General features: G+C 63.4%; 15 protein-coding genes and 2 rRNA genes. 2 read left to right on the top strand and 15 right to left on the bottom strand.

Annotated features, from left to right (window positions below; all coding sequences use genetic code 11):
* Positions 1-187 precede the first annotated feature (187 nt).
* The 5 genes from GUV69_RS07170 to GUV69_RS07190 form a co-directional block, all read right to left on the bottom strand.
* Positions 188-3,326 (bottom strand): 23S ribosomal RNA (locus GUV69_RS07170).
* Between the two features lie 521 nt (positions 3,327-3,847).
* Positions 3,848-5,371, bottom strand: a 16S ribosomal RNA gene (locus GUV69_RS07175).
* The 16S and 23S rRNA genes sit together here, the layout of an rRNA operon.
* Before the next feature lie 507 nt (positions 5,372-5,878).
* The gene (gene tyrS / locus GUV69_RS07180) at positions 5,879-7,192 is read right to left on the bottom strand and encodes a tyrosine--tRNA ligase (protein ID WP_164200995.1); all 1,314 of its coding nucleotides are present in this window, start codon (positions 7,190-7,192) and stop codon (positions 5,879-5,881) included.
* A gap of 81 nt (positions 7,193-7,273) precedes the next feature.
* Entirely contained in the window at positions 7,274-9,502 is a 2,229-nt protein-coding gene (locus tag GUV69_RS07185; RefSeq protein WP_164200997.1) for a HelD family protein, read from the bottom strand.
* Positions 9,503-9,587: 85 nt separating this feature from the next.
* A complete protein-coding gene (locus GUV69_RS07190; protein WP_164200999.1) occupies positions 9,588-10,277 on the bottom strand; it encodes a DNA-3-methyladenine glycosylase in 690 nt (229 codons plus the stop codon).
* A 78-nt stretch (positions 10,278-10,355) separates the two neighbouring features.
* On the opposite strand from GUV69_RS07190, the gene GUV69_RS07195 reads away from it, so the two are divergent.
* Both GUV69_RS07195 and GUV69_RS07200 read left to right on the top strand, forming a co-directional pair.
* Entirely contained in the window at positions 10,356-11,903 is a 1,548-nt protein-coding gene (locus GUV69_RS07195; protein WP_164201001.1) for a DNA-3-methyladenine glycosylase 2 family protein, read from the top strand.
* Entirely contained in the window at positions 11,900-12,421 is a 522-nt protein-coding gene (locus GUV69_RS07200) for a methylated-DNA--[protein]-cysteine S-methyltransferase (protein WP_164201003.1), read from the top strand. The genes GUV69_RS07195 and GUV69_RS07200 overlap by 4 nt, the downstream gene beginning before the upstream one ends.
* 2 nt (positions 12,422-12,423) lie before the next feature.
* Here the strand turns inward: GUV69_RS07200 and GUV69_RS07205 are convergent, their stop codons facing one another.
* The 10 genes from GUV69_RS07205 to argC form a co-directional block, all read right to left on the bottom strand.
* Positions 12,424-13,167 carry a maleylpyruvate isomerase family mycothiol-dependent enzyme gene (locus GUV69_RS07205; RefSeq protein ID WP_164201005.1) on the bottom strand — a complete coding sequence of 248 codons (744 nt, stop codon included), beginning with the start codon at positions 13,165-13,167 and terminating at the stop codon, positions 12,424-12,426.
* Positions 13,168-13,192: 25 nt separating this feature from the next.
* On the bottom strand, positions 13,193-13,729 hold the full coding sequence (locus GUV69_RS07210) for a pyridoxine/pyridoxamine 5'-phosphate oxidase (protein WP_164201008.1): 537 nt from the start codon (positions 13,727-13,729) through the stop codon (positions 13,193-13,195).
* A 201-nt stretch (positions 13,730-13,930) separates the two neighbouring features.
* The gene (gene argH / locus GUV69_RS07215) at positions 13,931-15,346 is read right to left on the bottom strand and encodes an argininosuccinate lyase (protein ID WP_164201009.1); all 1,416 of its coding nucleotides are present in this window, start codon (positions 15,344-15,346) and stop codon (positions 13,931-13,933) included.
* Positions 15,347-16,552 (bottom strand): argininosuccinate synthase, encoded by a 1,206-nt coding sequence (locus GUV69_RS07220; RefSeq protein WP_164201012.1) that lies wholly within the window; start codon positions 16,550-16,552, stop codon positions 15,347-15,349.
* Positions 16,553-16,645: 93 nt separating this feature from the next.
* Positions 16,646-17,185, bottom strand: coding sequence for an arginine repressor (locus tag GUV69_RS07225; protein WP_164201015.1), 540 nt, complete (start codon positions 17,183-17,185; stop codon positions 16,646-16,648).
* On the bottom strand, positions 17,185-18,234 hold the full coding sequence (gene argF / locus GUV69_RS07230; RefSeq protein WP_164201017.1) for an ornithine carbamoyltransferase: 1,050 nt from the start codon (positions 18,232-18,234) through the stop codon (positions 17,185-17,187). Before argF ends, GUV69_RS07225 begins: the two co-directional genes overlap by 1 nt.
* On the bottom strand, positions 18,231-19,511 hold the full coding sequence (locus tag GUV69_RS07235; RefSeq protein WP_164201019.1) for an acetylornithine transaminase: 1,281 nt from the start codon (positions 19,509-19,511) through the stop codon (positions 18,231-18,233). The genes argF and GUV69_RS07235 overlap by 4 nt, the downstream gene beginning before the upstream one ends.
* Positions 19,508-20,461, bottom strand: a complete 954-nt coding sequence (argB, locus tag GUV69_RS07240; protein WP_164201021.1) for an acetylglutamate kinase — start codon at positions 20,459-20,461, stop codon at positions 19,508-19,510. Before argB ends, GUV69_RS07235 begins: the two co-directional genes overlap by 4 nt.
* 31 nt (positions 20,462-20,492) lie before the next feature.
* Positions 20,493-21,659, bottom strand: coding sequence for a bifunctional glutamate N-acetyltransferase/amino-acid acetyltransferase ArgJ (gene argJ / locus GUV69_RS07245; protein WP_164201023.1), 1,167 nt, complete (start codon positions 21,657-21,659; stop codon positions 20,493-20,495).
* On the bottom strand, positions 21,656-22,687 hold the full coding sequence (gene argC, locus GUV69_RS07250) for an N-acetyl-gamma-glutamyl-phosphate reductase (protein WP_164201025.1): 1,032 nt from the start codon (positions 22,685-22,687) through the stop codon (positions 21,656-21,658). Before argC ends, argJ begins: the two co-directional genes overlap by 4 nt.
* Positions 22,688-22,749: the final 62 nt, after the last annotated feature.

A 22,749-nucleotide genomic window follows, 5' to 3' on the forward strand; every position in this document is an offset into this window, starting at 1 on the left:
TGTGGTTACAACATGCTTCCTGCCGGTGATGGCAGGTGTGGTGTTGATTATTGTGTTGTGTTTTTTGTTCCCTGCAACAAATTGGTTTGTTGTTTGGGAACCACATAGTGGACGCAAGCAGTCTTGTTATCTTTGTACTCTCCCCATGGGTGTGAACGTCTTTTGAATCCGTTCACGAGGAGAGTGTGTGGTGTAAGTTATCGGCCTATTAGTACCGGTCAGCTTCACGAGTCGTTAGTCCTCGCTTCCACATCCGGCCTATCAACCCAGTGGTCTGGCTGGGGGCCTCTCACACACAAGGTGTATGGAAATCTCATCTCGAAGCGAGCTTCCCGCTTAGATGCTTTCAGCGGTTATCCCATCCGAACGTAGCTAATCAGCGGTGCACTTGGCAGTACAACTGACACACCAGAGGTTCGTCCGTCCCGGTCCTCTCGTACTAAGGACAGCCCTTCTCAAATTTCCTGCGCGCGCAGCGGATAGGGACCGAACTGTCTCACGACGTTCTAAACCCAGCTCGCGTACCGCTTTAATGGGCGAACAGCCCAACCCTTGGGACCTACTCCAGCCCCAGGATGCGACGAGCCGACATCGAGGTGCCAAACCATGCCGTCGATATGGACTCTTGGGCAAGATCAGCCTGTTATCCCCGAGGTACCTTTTATCCGTTGAGCGACGGCCATTCCACAATGTACCGCCGGATCACTAGTCCCGACTTTCGTCCCTGCTCGAGATGTCTCTCTCACAGTCAAGCTCCCTTGTGCACTTACACTCGACACCTGATTGCCAACCAGGCTGAGGGAACCTTTGGGCGCCTCCGTTACTTTTTAGGAGGCAACCGCCCCAGTTAAACTACCCATCAGGCACTGTCCCTGACCCGGATTACGGGCCGAAGTTAGATGTCCAAAGTGACCAGAGTGGTATTTCAACGATGACTCCACCCGAACTGGCGTCCGGGCTTCAACGTCTCCCACCTATCCTACACAAGCCACTCCGAACACCAATACCAAACTATAGTAAAGGTCTCGGGGTCTTTCCGTCCTGCTGCGCGTAACGAGCATCTTTACTCGTACTGCAATTTCGCCGAGTTTATGGTTGAGACAGCGGGGAAGTCGTTACTCCATTCGTGCAGGTCGGAACTTACCCGACAAGGAATTTCGCTACCTTAGGATGGTTATAGTTACCACCGCCGTTTACTGGGGCTTAAATTCTCAGCTTCGCCCGTAAGGGCTAACCGGTCCTCTTAACCTTCCAGCACCGGGCAGGAGTCAGTCCGTATACATCGTCTTGCGACTTCGCACGGACCTGTGTTTTTAGTAAACAGTCGCTTCCCCCTGGTCTCTGCGGCCCCGATCCCCTCCCACCAGCGTGTGGTGTTCAAGGTTGGGGCCCCCCTTCTCCCGAAGTTACGGGGGCATTTTGCCGAGTTCCTTAACCATAATTCTCTCGATCGCCTTAGTATTCTCTACCTGATCACCTGTGTCGGTTTGGGGTACGGGCGGCTAAAACCTCGCGTCGATGCTTTTCTCGGCAGCATAGGATCACCAAATCCCCCCTCACGGGGGTCCCATCAGATCTCAGGCATCATGAACAGCGGATTTGCCTACCGTTCGCCCTACATCCTTAGACCGGGACAACCATCGCCCGGCTTGGCTACCTTCCTGCGTCACACCTGTTAATACGCTTGCCTCCCAGGATCAGGTCCCGCGCTCCACCAAAACCCTTCCACCACAAGGGCGGTCAGGCAGGCTTCGGGCGGTTAGTATCCCCTGTTCAACATGGACGGTTTTTCGCCGGTACGGGAATATCAACCCGTTGTCCATCGACTACGCCTGTCGGCCTCGCCTTAGGTCCCGACTTACCCAGGGCAGATTAGCTTGACCCTGGAACCCTTGATCATTCGGCGGACGGGTTTCTCACCCGTCTTTCGCTACTCATGCCTGCATTCTCACTCGTGTAGGCTCCACCGCTGGTTTACACCGCGACTTCACTGCCCACACGACGCTCCCCTACCACTCCAAACGCCTGAACCAACCCCACAAGGGAGCGGCTTGGCTATTATTTGAAATCCACAACTTCGGCGGTGTACTTGAGCCCCGCTACATTGTCGGCGCGGAATCACTTGACCAGTGAGCTATTACGCACTCTTTTAAGGATGGCTGCTTCTAAGCCAACCTCCTGGTTGTCTTCGCAACTCCACATCCTTTCCCACTTAGCACACGCTTAGGGGCCTTAGTTGGTGGTCTGGGCTGTTTCCCTCTCGACTATGAAGCTTATCCCCCACAGTCTCACTGCTGCGCTCTCACTTACCGGCATTCGGAGTTTGGCTGACGTCAGTAACCTTGTAGGGCCCATTAGCCATCCAGTAGCTCTACCTCCAGCAAGAAACACGCAACGCTGCACCTAAATGCATTTCGGGGAGAACCAGCTATCACGAAGTTTGATTGGCCTTTCACCCCTACCCACAGCTCATCCCCTCCATTTTCAACTGAAGTGGGTTCGGTCCTCCACGACGTCTTACCGTCGCTTCAACCTGGCCATGGGTAGATCACTTCGCTTCGGGTCTAGATCACGCCACTGCAACGCCCTATTCAGACTCGCTTTCGCTACGGCTTCCCCACACGGGTTAACCTCGCGACGTAACACTAACTCGCAGGCTCATTCTTCAAAAGGCACGCCGTCACCAGAATCAGACTGGCTCCGACGGATTGTAAGCACACGGTTTCAGGTACTGTTTCACTCCCCTCCCGGGGTACTTTTCACCTTTCCCTCACGGTACTGGTCCGCTATCGGTCATTAGGGAGTATTTAGGCTTATCAGGTGGTCCTGACAGATTCGCACGGGATTTCTCGGGCCCCGTGCTACTTGGGATACTCTCCAGGCGGCACAAAACATTTCGGTTACGGGGCTCACACCCTCTCTGGCCGGCCTTTCAAGACCGTTCACCTATGCCTGCACATCACCCCCCACTGTCCCGGCAGAGACAGTATGGAAAGTCCCACAACCCCGACCATGCAACGCCCGCCGGCTATCACACATGGAACGGTTTAGCCTGATCCGCGTTCGCTCGCCACTACTAACGGAATCACTATTGTTTTCTCTTCCTGCGGGTACTGAGATGTTTCACTTCCCCGCGTTCCCTCCACGCACCCTATGTGTTCAGATGCGGGTCACCAGGCAGATCGCTCCCCTGGCGGGGTTTCCCCATTCGGACACCCTGGGATCACAGTCCGGTTATCGACTCCCCCAGGCTTATCGCAGATTCCTACGTCCTTCTTCGGCTCCTAATGCCAAGGCATCCACCGTGTGCTCTTAAAAACTTGACCACAAAAGATCAAAAAAACTACTTCACGAGAGAACCATGAAAACCATCACTCCATCCCGAAAGACAGAACAACAGATCCAGGTTCATATTCTTGGAAATTGCTTCTTATAAAAGATGCTCGCGTCCACTATGTAGTTCTCAAACAACAACCCCAAACCACACACCCCACACACACAACATGCGCGATCGGTGCAGCCAGGAAACCAGAAACAAACAAGTACCAGGAACACAACACATCACAACCCGTAAGCCACGACGCATCCCTCCCCGGCCCTGTTGCCTCAGGACCCAACAGTGTGCCAAACACTAAACCACCCGCCCCCACTCCCGCACCGTTCCAGGACAGGAATCCGAAGACACCATCCGTACTAGGCAAGAAGAAGAAACACGCGGCCGCTATTTGTTGATATTCCACCCGTGAGCACCCGCCGCAGAACTTACGTCTGCGCAACGGGCATATACTCCTGACAACCCCGCCACACTCACATAACGTGAGGCACGGTGACTGTAGGTGCTCCTTAGAAAGGAGGTGATCCAGCCGCACCTTCCGGTACGGCTACCTTGTTACGACTTAGTCCCAATCGCCAGTCCCACCTTCGACAGCTCCCTCCCCGTAAGGGGTTAGGCCACCGGCTTCGGGTGTTACCAACTTTCGTGACTTGACGGGCGGTGTGTACAAGGCCCGGGAACGTATTCACCGCAGCGTTGCTGATCTGCGATTACTAGCGACTCCGACTTCATGGGGTCGAGTTGCAGACCCCAATCCGAACTGAGACCGGCTTTTTGGGATTAGCTCCACCTCACAGTATCGCAACCCTTTGTACCGGCCATTGTAGCATGCGTGAAGCCCAAGACATAAGGGGCATGATGATTTGACGTCGTCCCCACCTTCCTCCGAGTTGACCCCGGCAGTCTCCTATGAGTCCCCGCCATAACGCGCTGGCAACATAGAACGAGGGTTGCGCTCGTTGCGGGACTTAACCCAACATCTCACGACACGAGCTGACGACAACCATGCACCACCTGTGAACCGACCGCAAGCGGGGCACCTGTTTCCAGGTATTTCCAGTCCATGTCAAGCCTTGGTAAGGTTCTTCGCGTTGCATCGAATTAATCCGCATGCTCCGCCGCTTGTGCGGGCCCCCGTCAATTCCTTTGAGTTTTAGCCTTGCGGCCGTACTCCCCAGGCGGGGCACTTAATGCGTTAGCTACGGCGCGGAAAACGTGGAATGTCCCCCACACCTAGTGCCCAACGTTTACGGCATGGACTACCAGGGTATCTAATCCTGTTCGCTCCCCATGCTTTCGCTCCTCAGCGTCAGTTAATGCCCAGAGACCTGCCTTCGCCATCGGTGTTCCTCCTGATATCTGCGCATTTCACCGCTACACCAGGAATTCCAGTCTCCCCTACATCACTCTAGTCTGCCCGTACCCACCGCAGATCCGGAGTTGAGCCCCGGACTTTCACGGCAGACGCGACAAACCGCCTACGAGCTCTTTACGCCCAATAATTCCGGATAACGCTTGCGCCCTACGTATTACCGCGGCTGCTGGCACGTAGTTAGCCGGCGCTTCTTCTGCAGGTACCGTCACTTTCGCTTCTTCCCTACTGAAAGAGGTTTACAACCCGAAGGCCGTCATCCCTCACGCGGCGTCGCTGCATCAGGCTTTCGCCCATTGTGCAATATTCCCCACTGCTGCCTCCCGTAGGAGTCTGGGCCGTGTCTCAGTCCCAGTGTGGCCGGTCACCCTCTCAGGCCGGCTACCCGTCGTCGCCTTGGTGAGCCATTACCTCACCAACAAGCTGATAGGCCGCGAGTCCATCCAAAACCACAAAAAGCTTTCCACCCCCCACCATGCGATGAGGAGTCATATCCGGTATTAGACCCAGTTTCCCAGGCTTATCCCAGAGTCAAGGGCAGGTTACTCACGTGTTACTCACCCGTTCGCCACTAATCCCCCCACAAGTGAGGTTCATCGTTCGACTTGCATGTGTTAAGCACGCCGCCAGCGTTCATCCTGAGCCAGGATCAAACTCTCCGTTGAAGTAAAACAAAAACGAACACAACACAGAAACCACGGAAATAACGCGGCAACCGCACTGCAAAATTTGAAACCAGCTGTAAAAACCAGACCACACCACAGGGGCGGCATGACCCGGCAAATTCAACCAATTCAATACAATAAATTGGTATCAACAAACTTGGCACACTATTGAGTTCTCAAACAACAGACACATTTCGAATACTTCCCGAAACAATTCAGTAAAATGAATTCTTTTGTTTCGTTTTTCTTCGCTGCGATGTTTATACTTTAGTTCATTCAAGTTTACTTTGCAAATCCCGGTTATTTTCCGGATATTCACTCAATAAGCTGAATCCGCCCAGCAGAATAAGAAGCTTTCCATCATCTTTGTGCCTTGCACATGATGAATCGCTTCTTTTTGAAGGGGGTTTGTCGCCACTCAGCGGCGGCGACTCAGAAAACAATACACGCTCCCCCGCGGCCGTGCAAATCAGCTGCGGCGGAGCGTGCTTTTGACGTGGAAACGGTCTACGGGACCAGGACCTCCACCGTCGCAAGGTTCTTTTTGCCCCGGCGCAACAGCAGGTACTGCCCGTGCAGCAGTTCATCTTCGGAGATGACAGCTTCCGGATCGGACACCTTCTCGTTGTTCACATAGGCACCGCCTTCGCTGACGGTTCGCCGGGCGGCAGACTTACTGTCTGACAGGCCCGAAGCCACCAGCAAATCAACAATGCCGAGCCCGTCCACCTGGATCCGGGCGGACGGCAGCTCTGACGTTGCGGCTTCGAGAGTCGGCCTGTCGAGGGCAGACAGGTCACCGTTGCCGAAGAGGGCAGCCGAGGCGGCGATGACCTTCTCCGTTGCTTCAACCCCATGCACCAGCGAGGTGACCTCGAACGCGAGCTTCCGCTGGCCTTCACGCGCGAACGGACGCTCAGCCACGGACGCGGCAAGCGCTTCGATCGCGGCGCGGTTCAGGAATGTAAAGACCTTCAGCCTGTCCACCACGTCTGCGTCGGCGGTGTTGAGCCAGAACTGGTAGAAGGCGTAGGGGCTGCACATACCGGCGTCCAGCCAGATCGCGTTGCCTTCACTCTTGCCGAACTTGGTTCCGTCGGAGTTGGTGATCAGCGGTGTGCCCAGGGCGTGGACAGTCTTGCCCTCCACCTTACGGATCAATTCGGTGCCGCTGGTGAGGTTGCCCCACTGGTCGGAACCACCGGTCTGCAGCATGCAGCCGTAATCGCGGAAGAGCTGCAGGTAATCCATGCCCTGCAGGATCTGGTAACTGAACTCCGTGTAGCTGATGCCCTCGTCGGAGCTCAGGCGGGACGCCACGGCATCCTTGCGGAGCATCGTGCCCACCCGGTAGTGCTTGCCGATCTCGCGCAGGAAATCAATGGCGCTCAGGGGCGCGGTCCAGTCCAGGTTGTTCACCATGCGTGCCGCGTTGGCGCCGTCGAAACTCAGGAAGCGGCAGACCTGGGCCTGAAGGTAGCCCACCCACTCGTTGACGGTGTCTTTGGTGTTCAGTGTGCGCTCGGCAGTAGGCCGCGGGTCACCGATCAGCCCGGTGGACCCACCAACGAGCCCCAACGGCTTGTGGCCGGCCAACTGCAGGCGGCGCATCACCAGGAGTTGTACCAGGTTGCCCAGGTGCAGGCTCGGTGCCGTGGGATCGAACCCGCAGTAATAGGTGACCGGCTCACCGGCGAGGAGCTTTTCCAGCTCCGCTTCATCGGTGGAGACGTGGACCAGGCCGCGCCACTTCAGCTCCTGCCAAATATTGGCGAAGGTGGGGTCGTTCTGCTGGGATTCAAGATCGTTGAGTTCTGACACGACTTCTAAGTTAGCAGGATCGACGACGCCCGGCGCCGTCATGGACGGCACCGGGCGTTAGAAGGGCAAAAGCGGGTGGGCTCAGCGTTCTATTCCTGCGGGAATACCTTTTGCGGCGATCAGCCGCAGACGCTGGGTAGGCCGGGTCATGGCCACGTACAGGTCACCCACCCGGCCGTGCTTGTGGTTGAGCATCTCGGACGGTTCCAGCACCACAACACCGTCGAACTCGAGACCCTTGGCCTCACGCGGACTGATGACCACGATGTCCTGTTCGTAACTGCCCGCGCCGTTGCCGATGCGCCGGCCGTAAACGGCGCGGAGGGCTGAGGTTGCCGCCGGGAGAAGGTCCCCGTCGGCGATAACGGCGAGCAGACCGCCGTCGAGCGCGTCCAGTTCATTGGGGAGCACCTCCACGAGGCGGTTTACCACCTGTCCGGAATCGACCTTGTCAATAATCGGCGACCAGCGCCCCTCTCTGACGGCCTTCGGCGCAGACACAACAAGCCCGGCGGCGTTGGCCATGCGGGCGGCTGCCTCGGCAATCTGGGACGGCGTCCGGTAGTTGACCGTCAGCTCCTCCAACTGCCAGCGGTCACCGAACATGGGCGCCAAAGCACCGTGCCAGGAGTTGGCTCCAGCGACGGAACTCGTCTGGGCAATGTCCCCCACGATCGTGAAGGACTTCAGCGGGCAACGCCGGACCAGGAGGCGCCACTGCATCGGCGAGAGTTCCTGAGCCTCATCCACCACGATGTGCCCGAAAGCCCATGTGCGGTCGGTTGTGGCACGCTCGGCGGCGGTCTGCCGGTTTTCGCGCTCCTGGTTCTGGTCGGCCAGTTCCTCCGCAGTCATCATGACGTCCACGCCCATGTGTTCCATGTTCACCAGCGTCTGCTTGGCATTGGCGAGGTCACGGGCACGGTCATGCTCCTGCTGGGCCAGGCCGCGGTTCGCCGCAGGATCGAGTTCGCCCAGAAGCTCGGCTGCCTCGTCCAACAGCGGTACATCCGCCTCCGTCCACGGAGCATCAGCCGGGCGCAGAAGCAGCTTCTGCTCGTCCAGGCTCAGGTGCGGTGTGCAGGCTGCCAGCACCGCGGGCTTGCTCAGGAGTTCGGTGATCAGCTTCTCCGGTGTCATGGGCATCCAGCAAAGGTTCAGCGCGATCCGTACGTCGCGGGCTGTCCGGACGTCCTCCGCAAGGTAGGAACGGTCGGCATTGTTGCCGATGCTCCCGGCCTCCACCAGTTCCGTCATCTGTTCCGTCAGCTCGCGGAGCAGGATCTTGACGAACGTCAGGCGTGCCTCGTTGTGGGGCTTGCCGGTGGACCGGGCCCGTTCGCGGGCGCGGCTTACCTGCCGGGGTGTCAAGACCAGCTTGCGGCCGTCCACCTCCAGAATGCGGTCCTCGGCCGGGATGCGCTGCCGGTTCGCCACGGCGTTGGCCACAACCTTCGCCATGTCCAGCCGTCCTTTGATGGCGGCGACGTCCGCTTCCGGCTCCGGGACGGCGTGGATGCCCGGCATGAGCCGGCCGACGCTGGCCATGACCACGCCGGTCTCACCGAGGGACGGAAGGACACGTTCGATGTACTTCATAAACGACGACGACGGCCCCACCAGCAGCACGCCTGCAGTCTTCAGCCGTTCCCGGTGCGTGTAAAGCAGGTAGGCGGCACGGTGCAGTGCGACGGCGGTTTTGCCGGTGCCGGGACCGCCCTGCACCACCAGGGCGCCGGAGATGGAGGACCTGATGATGCGGTCCTGCTCAGACTGGATGGTTCCGACAATGTCCGACATCCGGCCGGTGCGCTTGGAGTCCAGGGCGGCGAGCAACGCTCCTTCGCCCTGGAGCGACGCGTCGTCCGCCAGCATGTCCGCGTCAAGGACGTCGTCCTCAATGGCCTTGACTTCGCGGCCCTGGAGGATGAGATGGCGGCGGCGCCGGACGCCCTGCCGGTCAAATGCCGTTGCCTGATAGAAGTGGCCGGCTTCGGGCGCGCGCCAGTCCACCATGAGTCGCTGCAGGTCATCGGTGGTCAGGCCGATGCGTCCGATGTACTGGGCCTCGCCGGAATCCAGGTCCAGGCGGCCGAAAACCAGCCGGTCATCCACAGCATCCAGTTGGGCCAGGCGGTCCTCATAGAGCGCGGCGAAGGCGTCACGCTCGGAAACATTCTGCATGGTGCCCACGGCACCGGCCCGGCGGACCTGCGCCAGCTGCTTGCGCTTTTCATCACGAAGCTCTTCCAGCCGTGCATACAAGCCGGCAACATAATCGCGTTCGTGGGCCAAATCGGCGTCGAGCATTAAACGTTCCCCTATCGCAAAAGACAGACCTACCATTCTACAACCATTTCGGTTAACGTGCCCGCCAGTCCCGCTACCTCCGATGTCATTCAATGTTCATATTTGCGCCGGTCTTCGCCTGCCGGACCTTCGCGGCCTTATAGCGCGACACGGTGGGATCCCCCGGCAGCCAGAAACGCCACGGATAATCGGTGGAACCGCCGTCGCCGGCCACGCCCACCCTGGGTCCGGAACTGTAGACGGGCGCCGGAACCGCCGGGAGCTGCAGTTCGAAGGGCTCCGCCAGTGCGTCGCGTCCGCTGTCCGCAGTCGTGAGGGCCAGGGCTGTGGCGAGACGCGCGGGACCGCTCGCAAGGTCGACTGGTGATTTCGACGTCGGCCGCCGAACAAGTGCGAGGTGCTGCCCCTCTACCACCTCGCCGGCCCGCAGCAGGACGGCGGATGCCGCGCCCGCCGGGCCGCAGACAAGGTTGGCGCAGTAGTGCATCCCGTACGTGAAGTAGACATAGAGGTGCCCTGCGGGCCCGAACATGGGGGCGTTGCGTGGCGTGGGGCCGCGGAACGTGTGGGACCCGGGATCCGGGTGCAGCGAGTCGCCGGGGCCCATATAGGCCTCCAGCTCGGTGATCCGGATGGCCACCGTCCCCTCGTGGCTGCTGTGGCGGAGAACGGACCCCAGCAGCAGCGGAGCTATCCTCCGCGCATCACCGGACAGGAACTCGCGGAGCTGTTCCGGCGCCTGCTCCGGCCCGGTGGGACTGCTGCTGACGGTCATGCACCGACTCTACCGAACGCGCACGGCGATGTCCGTTTTCCGCTAGCAGGCCTGGCCTGCGGCTGGCAGGATAGGGGGATGGACTTCTGGCAGCGCTACCGTGCGATCGACGCGCGGGACACCCGTTTCGACGGGCAGTTCTACACCGCTGTCCGCACCACCGGCATCTACTGCCGTCCGTCCTGCCCGGCCCGGACCCCCAAAGCAGCCAACGTCACGTTCTACGAAACCTCCGCCGCAGCGCACGACGCCGGCTACCGGGCCTGCAAGCGCTGCCTCCCCGATGCGGTCCCCGGAACACCGGCCTGGAACGTCAGGCAGGACATCGCGGGCCGGGCCATGCGCCTGATCAACGACGGCGTGATCAACCGGGACGGGGTGGAGGGTCTGGCCGCACGGCTGGGCTATTCAGCGCGCCAGCTGAACCGGATCCTCAGCCACGAACTGGGCGCGGGCCCGCTGTCCCTGGCCCGGGCCAGCCGCGCCCAGACCGCCCGCACGTTGCTGGTGTCCACGGCCATGAAGCTGGCAGACATCGCCTTCGCGTCCGGCTTCAGCAGCGTCCGGCAGTTCAACGACACCATGGTGGAGGTCTTCGCCATGACACCGACCGCGCTGCGGGCAACCGCCCGGCACCACCGTCCCGGAACGGCGCCCGTCGCCGCGACGTCTCTGACGCTAAGCCTGCCGTACCGCGAACCGTTCGATCCCGGCATATTTTCCTTCCTCGCAGTCCGCGCCATCCCCGGGATCGAGGCGGGGACACCGGCGTCGTACGCCCGTACACTGCGGCTCCCGCACGGCGATGCCCGCTTCAGCGTGAATTACGACGGCGGCGCGCCGGGACGGCCGCTGACCCTCACCATCGGCGCGGTGGACCTGCGCGACCTGCCCGCCCTGCTGAGCAGGGTGCGGCGGCTTTTCGACCTCGACGCCGATCCCGTCGCGATTGACAACGCCCTGGCTGCCGACCCCCGGCTGGCCGCCGCCGTGGCACGCGTTCCGGGGATGAGGATGCCCGGGGCCGTGGATCCGCAGGAGCTCCTCATCAGGGCCATGATCGGGCAGCAAATCACGGTGGCCGCGGCCCGGACGGCGCTGACGCAGCTGACCGCTGCCGGCAGCCCCAGCCTGGTGCCCGGCGACGGGCTCGACCGGCTGTTTCCGACTGCAGCCGAGATCGCGGACTCAGGGTACTCGCTGTTGCGCGGTCCGCAACGGCGGATTGACTCCATTCGTTCCGCCGCGTCGGCCCTTGCCGGTGGCCAGCTGGACTTCGGCTACGGCGACGACCTGCCCGGGCTCGAGGCCAAACTTCTTCCGCTGCCCGGTGTTGGTCCCTGGACGGTGGGGTACGTTGCCATGCGTGTGCTCGGCGCCCCGGACGTCTTTTTGGCCAACGACGCCGCGGTCCGGAACGGTATCCGTGCCCTTGCCTTGGACGCCGCCGGGCCCGGAGACGGCATGCCGGGGCCCGGCAGCCCTGCTCCGGATTTCCGGGAAGTCAGCCCGTGGCGGTCCTATGCCACCATGCACCTGTGGCGCGCCGCGGCGCCGTCGAAAACCCTTGTTCGTGAACCCAACGTTGTTCGTGAACACAACGTTCCAGAGAAAGCGATCCCATGAAAGCCCAGCTGTTGACGATGTCCACTCCGGACGGTCCCTTCACCATCCTCGCCCGGGACGGCGTCGTCCTGGCTTCCGGCTGGACCGCCGAGCTGGGCGAACTGACCGGGCAGATCCATCCGGATCTTCGCCCGGCCGAGGTAGAGGCCGTGACCGATTTGGGCACGATCTCACAAGCCGTGGAGGCTTTCTACGCCGGAGACCCGGCGCCCGCCATGGCGGTCCCCGTGCTGCAGAAGTCGGGGCCGTTCAGGTCCCATGCCTGGGATGTGCTGAGGACGGTGCGTCCCGGGGCGCCGGTGACGTACACCGAGTACGCTGACCTGTCCGGCAATCCCAAGGCGGTCAGGGCAGCGGCCAGCGCCTGCGCCTTCAATGCCGCGGCGTTGTTTGTGCCGTGCCACCGCGTGATCCGCACCGACGGCTCTTTGGGCGGTTTCCGGTGGGGGATGGCAGTGAAGGAGAGCCTGCTGGCGCGGGAGGCCAAAGAAGGCCTGCTGGCCCGCGAAGCGGTGTGACCCTACTTCGCTTCGGGCGTCCCGGCAGGCCAAGGCAACAGTTCCGGCAGGTCCACGCCATCCGCAGCGGCCGATGCCCGGAGGCTGCCGAGTGACGGTTCGCGGCCGGCCAGCCACGCCGCGATGTCAGTGATCATGCCGCTGATGACGGTGGAGCGGCCGCCGTTGCCGAGGGTTACGGGCGGAAGTGCGAGGGGCTGCACCACCAGTTTGTCGCCCGGCGCTATCCGGGCCGCCAGGAAGTCGAAGAGGTGCTCGCAGAATTGCCGGCTCCAGGTCTCCGGACCGTATCCGGCATCCAAGTCGGCAGTATGGATGACGAGTTCACGCCACAGCGCGAGCCCGCCGTCGAGCACCACTCCCCCGCGATAGGCGATGCGCGCCTGCCAGCGGGTTGTGTCTCCCGCCAGCGAATCAAAAGCCCCCAGGGCGCGGTCCAAGCCCGCCGCCAGATCGTCGCGGTGGGCGTCTGCACTGTGGCCTGCGGCCATCCCGATCGCCTTATTCCGTCCGTCCTGGCCGCCGTCGTACAGTTCAACGGTTTCACCGCGGGCCGCATATTCCAGTTGCCGTGCCATGGCATTGGATATGCCTTCGAGATGCGCCAGGACGTGCCCCCTGGTCCAGCCCGGAAGCGCTGATGGCGCCTTGATGTCCTCATCGGTGAATTTCGCGGCGGTGGCGGCCACGACGTGGGCGGCTTTGTGCAGTTCGGCGAGCAGGGCATCCGGTGCAGGAGCGGTCATGGCGCCCATCCTAACCGTCAAACTCTCAGCCCAGCGGGATGCCGTCCGGGCCGAAGCGGTGCCGGATGTGCCGCCGGTCGTGGCGTGCCTGCCAGAACTCAAGTTCCGTTGGCCGGACCGCGTAGAGCTGCCAGTCCGGATTGTGGCTGCCGTCCGCTGCGGGCCGGGCATCCCAGTCTGCCGCCGACGCCTCGTCCGAGAGCTCAACCACCGGGCCGGCAACCCGGACCTGGCGGCCCTGCCCGGGCCAGTAAAAGTTGAGGGCCGCGCTCGGGTTGACCGTGAGTTCCCGGCCCTTCCGTGAGGTGCGGGACGTGGCGAAGTGCCAGCCGTCGTCGTCGATGTCCTTCAGGATCAGCATCCTGGCGGACGGCTGTCCGTTTCCGTCGGCCGTGGCCAGGCTGCAGGCGTGCGGTTGCAGCACGCCTGCAGCCAGCGCTTCCTGCAGCCACAGTTTGAACAGCGCCACCGGATCGGCAGGGGCCTTGGCGGGGTCGAAGTCAGGGAGGTTTTCAGGGAAGTCCGGGAGGGCACGCAGGTGGCTGCGGAAGGCGTCACTCATGCCGCAATGGTAGCGGGGGCAGGCGGCGGCTTAACGCACAACGCTCTCTCACTTAACGCAGGAAATTCGGCAACGCTCTCTCACTTCCTTGAAGAAAGTGAGAGAGCGTTGGCCAAAAACCCACATTAAGTCCCCACCGGCACCCTAGCCTCGCAAGCTCGGCCAGGGAACCCTGCCGGTGTGGGCCCCTTCGCGTGAGGGTTAGTGCGCGTACTCCCGGACGCCGGCGAGTTCGGCTTCCAGCGCAAGCAGCTGGCGTTCGACGGCGGCGGGTGCTGTTCCGCCCTGGGAGTTGCGGCTGTTGAGCGACCCCTCCGTGGACAGGACCGTGCGGACCTCGGGTGTGAGGTGCTCCGAGATAGCAGCGAATTCCTCGTCCGTAAGGTCCCACAGCTCCACGTCCCGGCTTTCGGCCTGCTTGACGGCGGCGCCGGAGAGTTCGTGGGCCTCGCGGAACGGAACGCCCTGCCGGACCAGCCATTCGGCAATGTCCGTAGCCAGCGCGAAGCCCTGGGGTGCCAGGGACTCCATCCGTTCCGTGTTGAACTTCAGCGTCGCGATCATGCCCGAAACGGCCGGGAGCAGCAGTTCCAGGGTGTCGGCGGCGTCGAAGACCGGCTCTTTGTCCTCCTGCAGGTCGCGGTTGTACGCGAGCGGCAGGCCCTTGAGCGTCGCCAGCAGCCCGGTCAGGTTGCCGATCAGGCGCCCCGCCTTGCCGCGGGCCAGCTCAGCCACGTCAGGGTTCTTCTTCTGCGGCATGATCGATGAACCGGTGGAGTAGGAATCGTGCAGGGTCACAAAGGAGAACTCCTTCGTGGCCCACAGGATGACTTCCTCCGAGACGCGGGACAGGTCCACCCCGATCATCGAACAAACCCAGGCGAACTCGGCGAAGACATCGCGGGAGGCGGTGCCGTCGATCGAGTTGTGGGTTGCGGAGAAGAAGCCCAGGTCAGCTGCAACCGCTTCCGGGTCCAGCCCCAGGGAGGAACCCGCGAGGGCACCCGAACCGTAGGGCGAAACGCCGGCGCGCTTGTCCCAGTCCTGGAGCCGCTGCACATCGCGCAGCAGCGCCCAGGCATGGGCGAGCAGGTGGTGGCTGAGCAGGACCGGCTGGGCGTGCTGCAGGTGGGTGCGGCCGGGCATGGCCACGCCCCGGTGCGCCTTGGCCTGGTCCACCAACGCCTCAATGGTGGCGAGGACACCACGTGCGATGATCCGGGCGTGGTCGCGCAGGAACATGCGGCCCAGCGTGGCCACCTGGTCGTTGCGGGACCGTCCTGCGCGGAGCTTGCCGCCCAGCTGGGTACCGGCGCGCTCGATCAGTCCGCGTTCCAGTGACCCGTGCACGTCCTCATCGGACTCTGCCGGCAGGTAGGCACCGGAAGCAACGTCGTCGTCCAGCCGGCCCAGGGCGTCAAGCATGCCCTCGAGCTCGGCGTCGTCCAGCAGCCCGGCCTTGTGCAGCACGCGGGCGTGTGCCTTGGATCCGGCGATGTCGTAGCGGGCCAGCCGCCAGTCGAAGTGCGTGGACTTGCTCAGCGCCGCGAGGGCGTCGGCGGGGCCGCCGGCAAAGCGGCCGCCCCACAGTGCACCTTCGTTTGTAGCGGAAGCCACTTACTGACCTGCGACGCGGATATCGCGGCCGGAGGCAACCTTGGCGGACATGCCCCACAGCTCGATGAAGCCGCGTGCCATCGACTGGTCGAACGTGTCACCGGTGTCGTAGGTGGCGAGGTCGAAGTCGTACAGCGAGGTGTCGGAGCGGCGTCCGTTGACCACTGCCTGGCCGCCGTGAAGGGTCATGCGGATGTCACCGGAGACGTACTTCTGGGTGTCCTCGATGAAGGCGTCCAGGGAGCGCTTGAGCGGCGAGAACCACTGGCCGTCGTAGACCAGCTCGGCCCAGCGCTGGCCAACAGTGGCCTTGAAGCGGGCCTGCTCGCGCTCGACGGTGATGTCCTCGAGGTGCTTGTGCGCGGTGATCAGCGCCATGGCGCCGGGGGCTTCGTAGATTTCGCGGGACTTGATGCCCACGAGGCGGTCCTCGACGACGTCGATGCGGCCCACGCCCTGGGCGCCGGCGCGGCGGTTCAGTTCCTTGATGGCCTGCAGCGGGGGGACCCGGACGCCGTCGATCGCTACCGGGATGCCGGCTTCGAAGGAGATGGTGACTTCATCCGGGGCCGGCGGGAATTCCGGGGTGGCGGTGTAGTCATAGATGTCCTTGGTGGGGGCGTTCCAGATGTCTTCGAGGTAGCCGGTTTCGACGGCGCGTCCCCAGACGTTCTGGTCGATGGAGTACGGGTTCTTCTTGGTGGTCTCGATTGGCAGTCCTTTTTCCTCGGCGAAGGCGATGGCCTTGTCGCGGGTCAGGGCGAGGTCGCGGACCGGGGCGATGCACTTCAGGTCCGGGCCGAGGGTCTGGATGCCCACTTCGAAGCGGACCTGGTCGTTGCCCTTGCCGGTGCAGCCGTGGGCAACAGTGGTGGCGCCGAATTCGCGGGCGGCCTTGACCAGGTGCTTGACGATGACCGGGCGGGAGATGGCGGAGACCAGCGGGTAGTGGCCCTGGTAGAGGGCGTTCGCCTTCAGCGTCGGCATGCAGTACTCGTCGGCGAACTCGTCGGACGCGTCGGCCACGTAGGCTTCGACGGCGCCGCAGCCCAGGGCGCGCTGGCGGATGGTCTCCAGCGACTCGCCGCCCTGTCCGACGTCGACCGCTACGGCGATGACCTCGGCGCCGGTGGCTTCACCGATCCAGCCGATGGCTACGGAAGTATCAAGGCCACCGGAGTAGGCCAGAACAATACGCTCAGTCACGAAAATGCTCCTCTTATTGGGGGTTGGGATTTCTGTTCGGGAAATTCTTCTAGGGAAAGCCTGTCACAACGCAGGCAGGTCTTAAGCAGCAGGCTATTGCTGGCTGCCGCCTGCTTCTTCGGCCAGCTGCAGGAACCGGGCGGCGAGGTCCTGCCCGCCCTGCGGATCCCGGGAGACCAGCAGCACGGTGTCGTCACCGGCGATGGTCCCCAGGATGGACGGCATCACCGAGTGGTCGATGGCCAGGGCCAGGAAGTTCGCGGCGCCGGGCGGCGTCCGGAGAACCGCGATGTTGGCCGAGGCTTCCGCCGTGACCAGCAGTTCGCTGCAGAGCCGCGCCAGCCTGGCATCCAGGATTTCCTGGCTGACACCACTTTTGGCCGCACGCTCGCCGCCTTCACCGGGGACGGCATAGACCAGGACGCCTTCCTTGCCGCGCACCCGGACAGCGCCGAGCTCCACGAGGTCCCGCGAAAGCGTGGCCTGGGTGACCTGGACGCCGTCGTCCGCCAGCAACGCGGCCAGCTCCGCCTGGGAGCGCACCGATTCACCCGTGAGGATGGCGGTGATGCGCGCCTGGCGGGCGGTTTTGGTGGCCGGGCTGGAGCCCGGCGCAGCGGACGGAACGGACACTAGCTGCCGGCCTCCGGCGCGAGCCCGTCAACCGGCGCGAGCCCGTCAACCGGTGACAGGCCCTCCACAACGGCCAGCCCGGACCGGTGCATGAGCCATGCCATCAGCGCTTTTTGGGCGTGCAGCCGGTTCTCGGCCTCGTCCCAGACGATCGACTGCGGGCCGTCGATGACGCCTGCTGAAATCTCGTAGCCGCGGTATGCGGGCAAGCAGTGAAGCACGACGGCGTCATCCGCCGCGTGTGCCATCGCTGCCTCATCGACCGCGTACTCCTTGAAGAGCTGCATCCGTTCTGCCTTTTGGGCTTCCTGGCCCATGGAGACCCACGTGTCGGTTGCCACGACGTCGGCACCATTAAGGGCAGCTGCGGCATCAGTGGTGACCAGGACGGACCCGCCGGTCTGGGCGGCGCGTTCCTCGGCGGCAGCGACGATTTCGTCCGCCGGGAGGTAGCTTTCAGGGCCTGCGATGCGGACGTGCATGCCGGCCGTGACTCCAGCCAGAAGGTAGGAGTTGGCCATGTTGTTCGCGGCATCGCCGAGGTAGGCCATGGTCAGGCCCGCCAGCTCGCCCTTGTGTTCCTTGACGGCGAGCAGGTCTGCGAGGAGCTGGCAGGGGTGGTAGTCATCGCACAGGGCATTGATGACCGGCACCTTGGAGTTTTCCGCCATGGCCACCAGCCCCGAGTGGGCACCGGTGCGCCACACGATGGTGGAGACCATGCGCTCCAGGACCTTCGCGGTGTCTTCCACCGATTCCTTGTGGCCGATCTGCGCCTCGCCGGGGTTGATGATCAGCGCGTTGCCGCCCATGTCGGCGATGCCGGTGGCGAAGGACACCCGGGTGCGGGTGGAGGTTTTGTCGAAGATGACAGCCACGGTCTTGCGGCCGTTCCCCTCCGCGGCGAAAGGCTGCACGCTGTACGGCGCCGCCTTCATCCGGACGGCAAGGTCCAGGACCTCAGCCTGCTCGGCCGGGCTGAGGTCGGTGTCCTTCAGGAAGTGGCGGGTGGTGCCGGCAGTGCCGGTGGAAGAGACTACAGGGGTCACTGCGCGTCCTTAGCTGTCTGGAGGAGGGCCGGCAGGGCGGCAAGGAACGTGCCGGCCTGTTCCGTGGTGAGGACCAGCGGCGGGGCAAGCCGGACGGTGCGCGGTCCCGGGCTGTTGACGATGAACCCGGCATCCAGCCCGGCGGTCACAACAGCCTGAGCCACCTCGGCATCGAGGTCGAAGCCGATTAGCAGGCCTTCGCCGCGGACTTCCGTGACGCCGTCGACGTCGGCCAGCCCGGCGCGGAGGTACTCCCCCACCTTTGCGACGTTCTCCAGCACCCGATGGCTTTCGATCGCGTGCAGCGTGGCCAGCGCGGCCGCCGTCGCCACCGGGTTGCCGCCGAAGGTACTGCCGTGCTGGCCTGCGGACAGGAGCGAGGACGTCTCCCCGCCGAAGGTGAGCAGCGCACCGATGGGGAACCCGCCGCCCAGGCCCTTGGCCAGGGTGATGGCGTCCGGAACGATTCCGGCGTCCTCGCTGGCGAACCATTTGCCGGTGCGGCCGATGCCGGTCTGGACCTCGTCCAGGATCAGCAGGGCGCCCGCCTTGGTGGTCCCCTCGCGGGCTGCCTTCAGGTAACCGGCCGGCAGGGGCCGGACGCCGGCTTCGCCCTGGATGGGTTCCAGGAAGACGGCGGCCACCGTCTCGTCGATGGCGGCTTCCAGCGCTGCGGCATCGCCGAACGGGATGTGGACCACGCCGCCGGGCAGGGGCTCGAACGGCGCCCGGTAGGCTTCCTTGGCTGTCAGGGCCAGGGCTCCCATGGTGCGCCCGTGGAAGGCTCCCTCGAGGGCGATGATTTTGGTCCGGGGCGCAGCGTCCGTACCCGCGTTCCGGCGTGCCAGTTTGAAGGCCGCCTCGACAGCCTCGGTGCCGGAGTTGGCGAAGAACACTTTGGAGCCGGCCGGGGCGTGCGCCAGGGCCAGCAGTTTCTCGGCCAGCGCGATCTGGGTGGGGCTGGTGAAGAAGTTGGAGACGTGCCCCAGGGTGGCGAGCTGGCTGGAAATCACGGACGTGACAAACGGGTTGGCGTGGCCCAGGGCGTTGACGGCGATTCCGCCCAGGAGGTCCAGGTATTCCTTCCCGTCGGCATCCCACACGAGGCAGCCGGCACCCCGGACCAGCACACGCTGGGGCGTCCCGAAAACACCCATCAGCGACGTCGAGTAGCGGGCCAGCCACTCGGCGCCACTGGTGTGTCCCGAGGTTTCGACCAGCTCGGTGACCGGGGTGTCGGCTAGTTCAGCCACGGGGGTTTGCTGGATTTCGTTCATGCGTTCACTTCCTCGTCGGGGACGACCTGCGTGCCAATGCCTGCGGTCGTGAAAGTTTCCAGGAGCATGGAGTGCGGCAGCCTGCCGTCCACGATGTGCGCGCGTTCCACTCCGCCGTCGATGGCTTTGAGGCACGCTTCCATCTTCGGGATCATTCCTGATTCGAGGGACGGCAGCAGCTCGCGCAATTCCGTAGCCGTCAGGGAGGAGATGAGTGAGGACCTGTCCGGCCAGTTGGCGTAGAGGCCTTCGACGTCGGTGAGGATCACCAGTTTGGATGCTCCGAGGGCTTCGGCGACGGCAGCCGCTGCCGTATCGGCGTTGACGTTGAGGACCTGACCGGTGGTCTGGACCTCGCCGGCCGCTGTCTCGCCGTCGGACTCGATTTCCGGTGCCACGGTGGAGATGACCGGGATGCGGCCCGCGGCCAGGATGTCCAGGATGCCCTCCGGGTTCACGCCCACCACTTCGCCCACCAGGCCCAGGTCCACTTCCTCGCCGTCGATGACGGTTCCGGTGCGGACGGCCTGGAGCAGGCCGCCGTCTTCGCCGGACATACCCACTGCGTAGGGCCCGTGGGAGTTGATCAGGCCAACCAGTTCGCGGCCCACCTGGCCGGTGAGGACCATCCGGACGACGTCCATGGCTTCGGGAGTGGTGACACGGAGTCCGCCCTTGAATTCTGACTCGATGCCCAGGCGCGCCAGCATGGAGTTGATCTGGGGTCCGCCGCCGTGGACCACCACGGGGTGGATGCCTACGTGGTGGAGGAAAACCACGTCTTCGGCGAACGCACGCCGCAGCTCGTCGTTGACCATGGCGTTGCCGCCGTACTTGATCACCATGGTGGTGCCGGCAAAACGCTGGATCCAGGGCAGCGCCTCGATCAGCGTGCCGGCCTTGCTTTGGGCATCACTCATGGACGTGGTCTCGCGGGTCTGGGTGTTCATGCTGCAGGTATCTCCAGGGTTGCCGGCGGATCTAGCTTGAGTAGGCGCTGTTCTCGTGGACGTAATCATGTGTGAGGTCGTTGGTCCAGATGGTTGCCTCAGCTTTACCGGACTGCAGGTCGATCTCTACCAGGACTTCGCGGGGTTCCAGGTTCACCAGGTTGCGGTCGTCACCAATGCTGCCGTTGCGGCAGATCTGGATGCCGTTCATGGCCACGTTCAGCTGGTCGGGTTCGAACACGGCGTCCGTTGTGCCCACGGCCGACAGCACGCGGCCCCAGTTGGGATCCTTGCCGAAGATTGCGGCCTTGAACAGGTTGGACCGGGCCACGGAGCGGCTGACGGTTTCAGCGTCGCGCTCTGTTGCTGCGTTGAATGTGCGGATGGCGATGTCGTGGCTGGCACCCTCGGCGTCCCCGATGAGCTTGCGTGCCAGTTCCGCGCAGACCTTGGTCAGCCCTTCACCAAACGCTTCGGCGGACGGAACTGCCCCGGACGCGCCCGAAGCCATCAGCACCACGGTGTCATTCGTGGACATGCAGCCGTCCGAATCAGCCCGGTCAAAGGTGACGCGCGTGGCGTCGCGGAGGACGACGTCGAGCAGTTCGGGTTCCACCACGGCATCAGTGGTGAGGACCACCAGCATGGTGGCCAGCCCGGGCGCCAGCATGCCGGCTCCCTTGGCGATCCCGCCGATGGTGAATTCCTGGCCGTCTGCATCAGACCCGATGAACAGCGCGGACTTCGGCACGGAGTCCGTGGTCATGATCGCGGTGGCTGCCTCCGGGCCGCCGTCGGTGCTCAGGGCCGCGGATGCAGCCTCAATGCCCGGCAGGATCTTGTCCATGGGCAGCTGCTCGCCGATCAGGCCGGTGGAGCAGACAAAAACGTCCGTTGCCGAAATGCCGAGGACCTTTGCCACCTTCTCGGCGGTGCTGTGGGTGTTCTGGAATCCCTGGGGACCGGTGCAGGCGTTGGCACCCCCGGAGTTGAGCACCACGGCGTCCACCCGGCCGTCCGAAACTACCTGACGGGACCAGTGGACGGGGGCAGCCGCCACCCGGTTGCTGGTGAAGACGGCGGCTGCTGCCTTGGAGGGGCCATCGTTGACTACCAGGGCAAGGTCCGGATTGCCGGATGTCTTGAGTCCGGCGGTGACGCCGGCGGCCCGGAATCCCAGGGGGGCGGTAACGGTCACGGGGCAACTCCCTGCAGGTTGAGGCCGGCCATTTCAGGCAGGCCAAGAGCAATATTCATGGACTGCACAGCGCCGCCGGCAGTCCCCTTGGTGAGGTTATCAATGACACACGTGACGATCACGCGGCCGGTGTGTTCATCCAGCGCCACCTGCATGGCTGCATGGTTGGACCCAACAACGGACTTGGTGGCGGGCCACTGCCCTTCCGGAAGCAGATGGACAAACGGTTCGTCGTCGTAGGCGTCCATCCATGCCTGGCGGAGCTCCGCGGCTGTAGTGCCCGGCTTGACCTTGGCGGTGGCGGTGGTGAGGATGCCCCGGCTCATCGGTGCCAGCGTGGGGGTGAAGGAGACAGTGACGCGTTCGCCGGCGGCATTGGAGAGTCCCTGTTCCATCTCCGGCGTATGTCGGTGGCCGCCGCCCACTCCGTAGGGACTCATGGAACCCATGACCTCAGAGCCGATCAGGTTCACCTTCGCAGCCTTGCCCGCACCCGAGGTGCCGGAGGCGGAAACTATCACAACGTCGTCGGGCTGCAGCAGGTTGGCGGCAAACCCGGGCGTCAGCGCCAGCAGGGCCGACGTCGGGTAGCAGCCGGGAACGGCGATCCGGGTGGCACCCTTGAGTGCGTCACGCTGACCCGGCAGTTCCGGCAGGCCATAAGGCCACGCTCCGGCGTGCGCGGAGCCGTAGAACTTTTCCCACGCGGCCGCATCCTCGAGCCGGTGGTCTGCGCCGGCGTCGATGACTATGGTGCCTTCGGGGAGTTGCGCCGCGATCTCGGCGGACGCACCGTGCGGCAGCGCCAGGAAGACGACGTCGTGGCCCGCAAGGTTTTCCACCGTGGTGTCTTCGAGGATGCGGCTGGCGAGCCCGAGCAGGTGCGGCTGCAGCTCGCCCAGGCGGGAACCCGCATTGCTGTGCGCGGTGATGGCACCAATGGTCACATCCGGGTGGCCCGCAAGCAGGCGCAGGACTTCTCCCCCGGCGTAACCGCTGGCCCCGGAGACGGCAACAGAAATAGTCATGCACTGAATCTTACAGCAAAACTATTCATTATGCCCGATATTTATGCATCAATGCCCTCGTG

The sequence above is a fragment of the [Micrococcus luteus] ATCC 49442 genome, from assembly GCF_010367585.1.
GTDB classification, from domain to species: Bacteria; Actinomycetota; Actinomycetes; order Actinomycetales; family Micrococcaceae; genus Arthrobacter; species Arthrobacter luteus_A.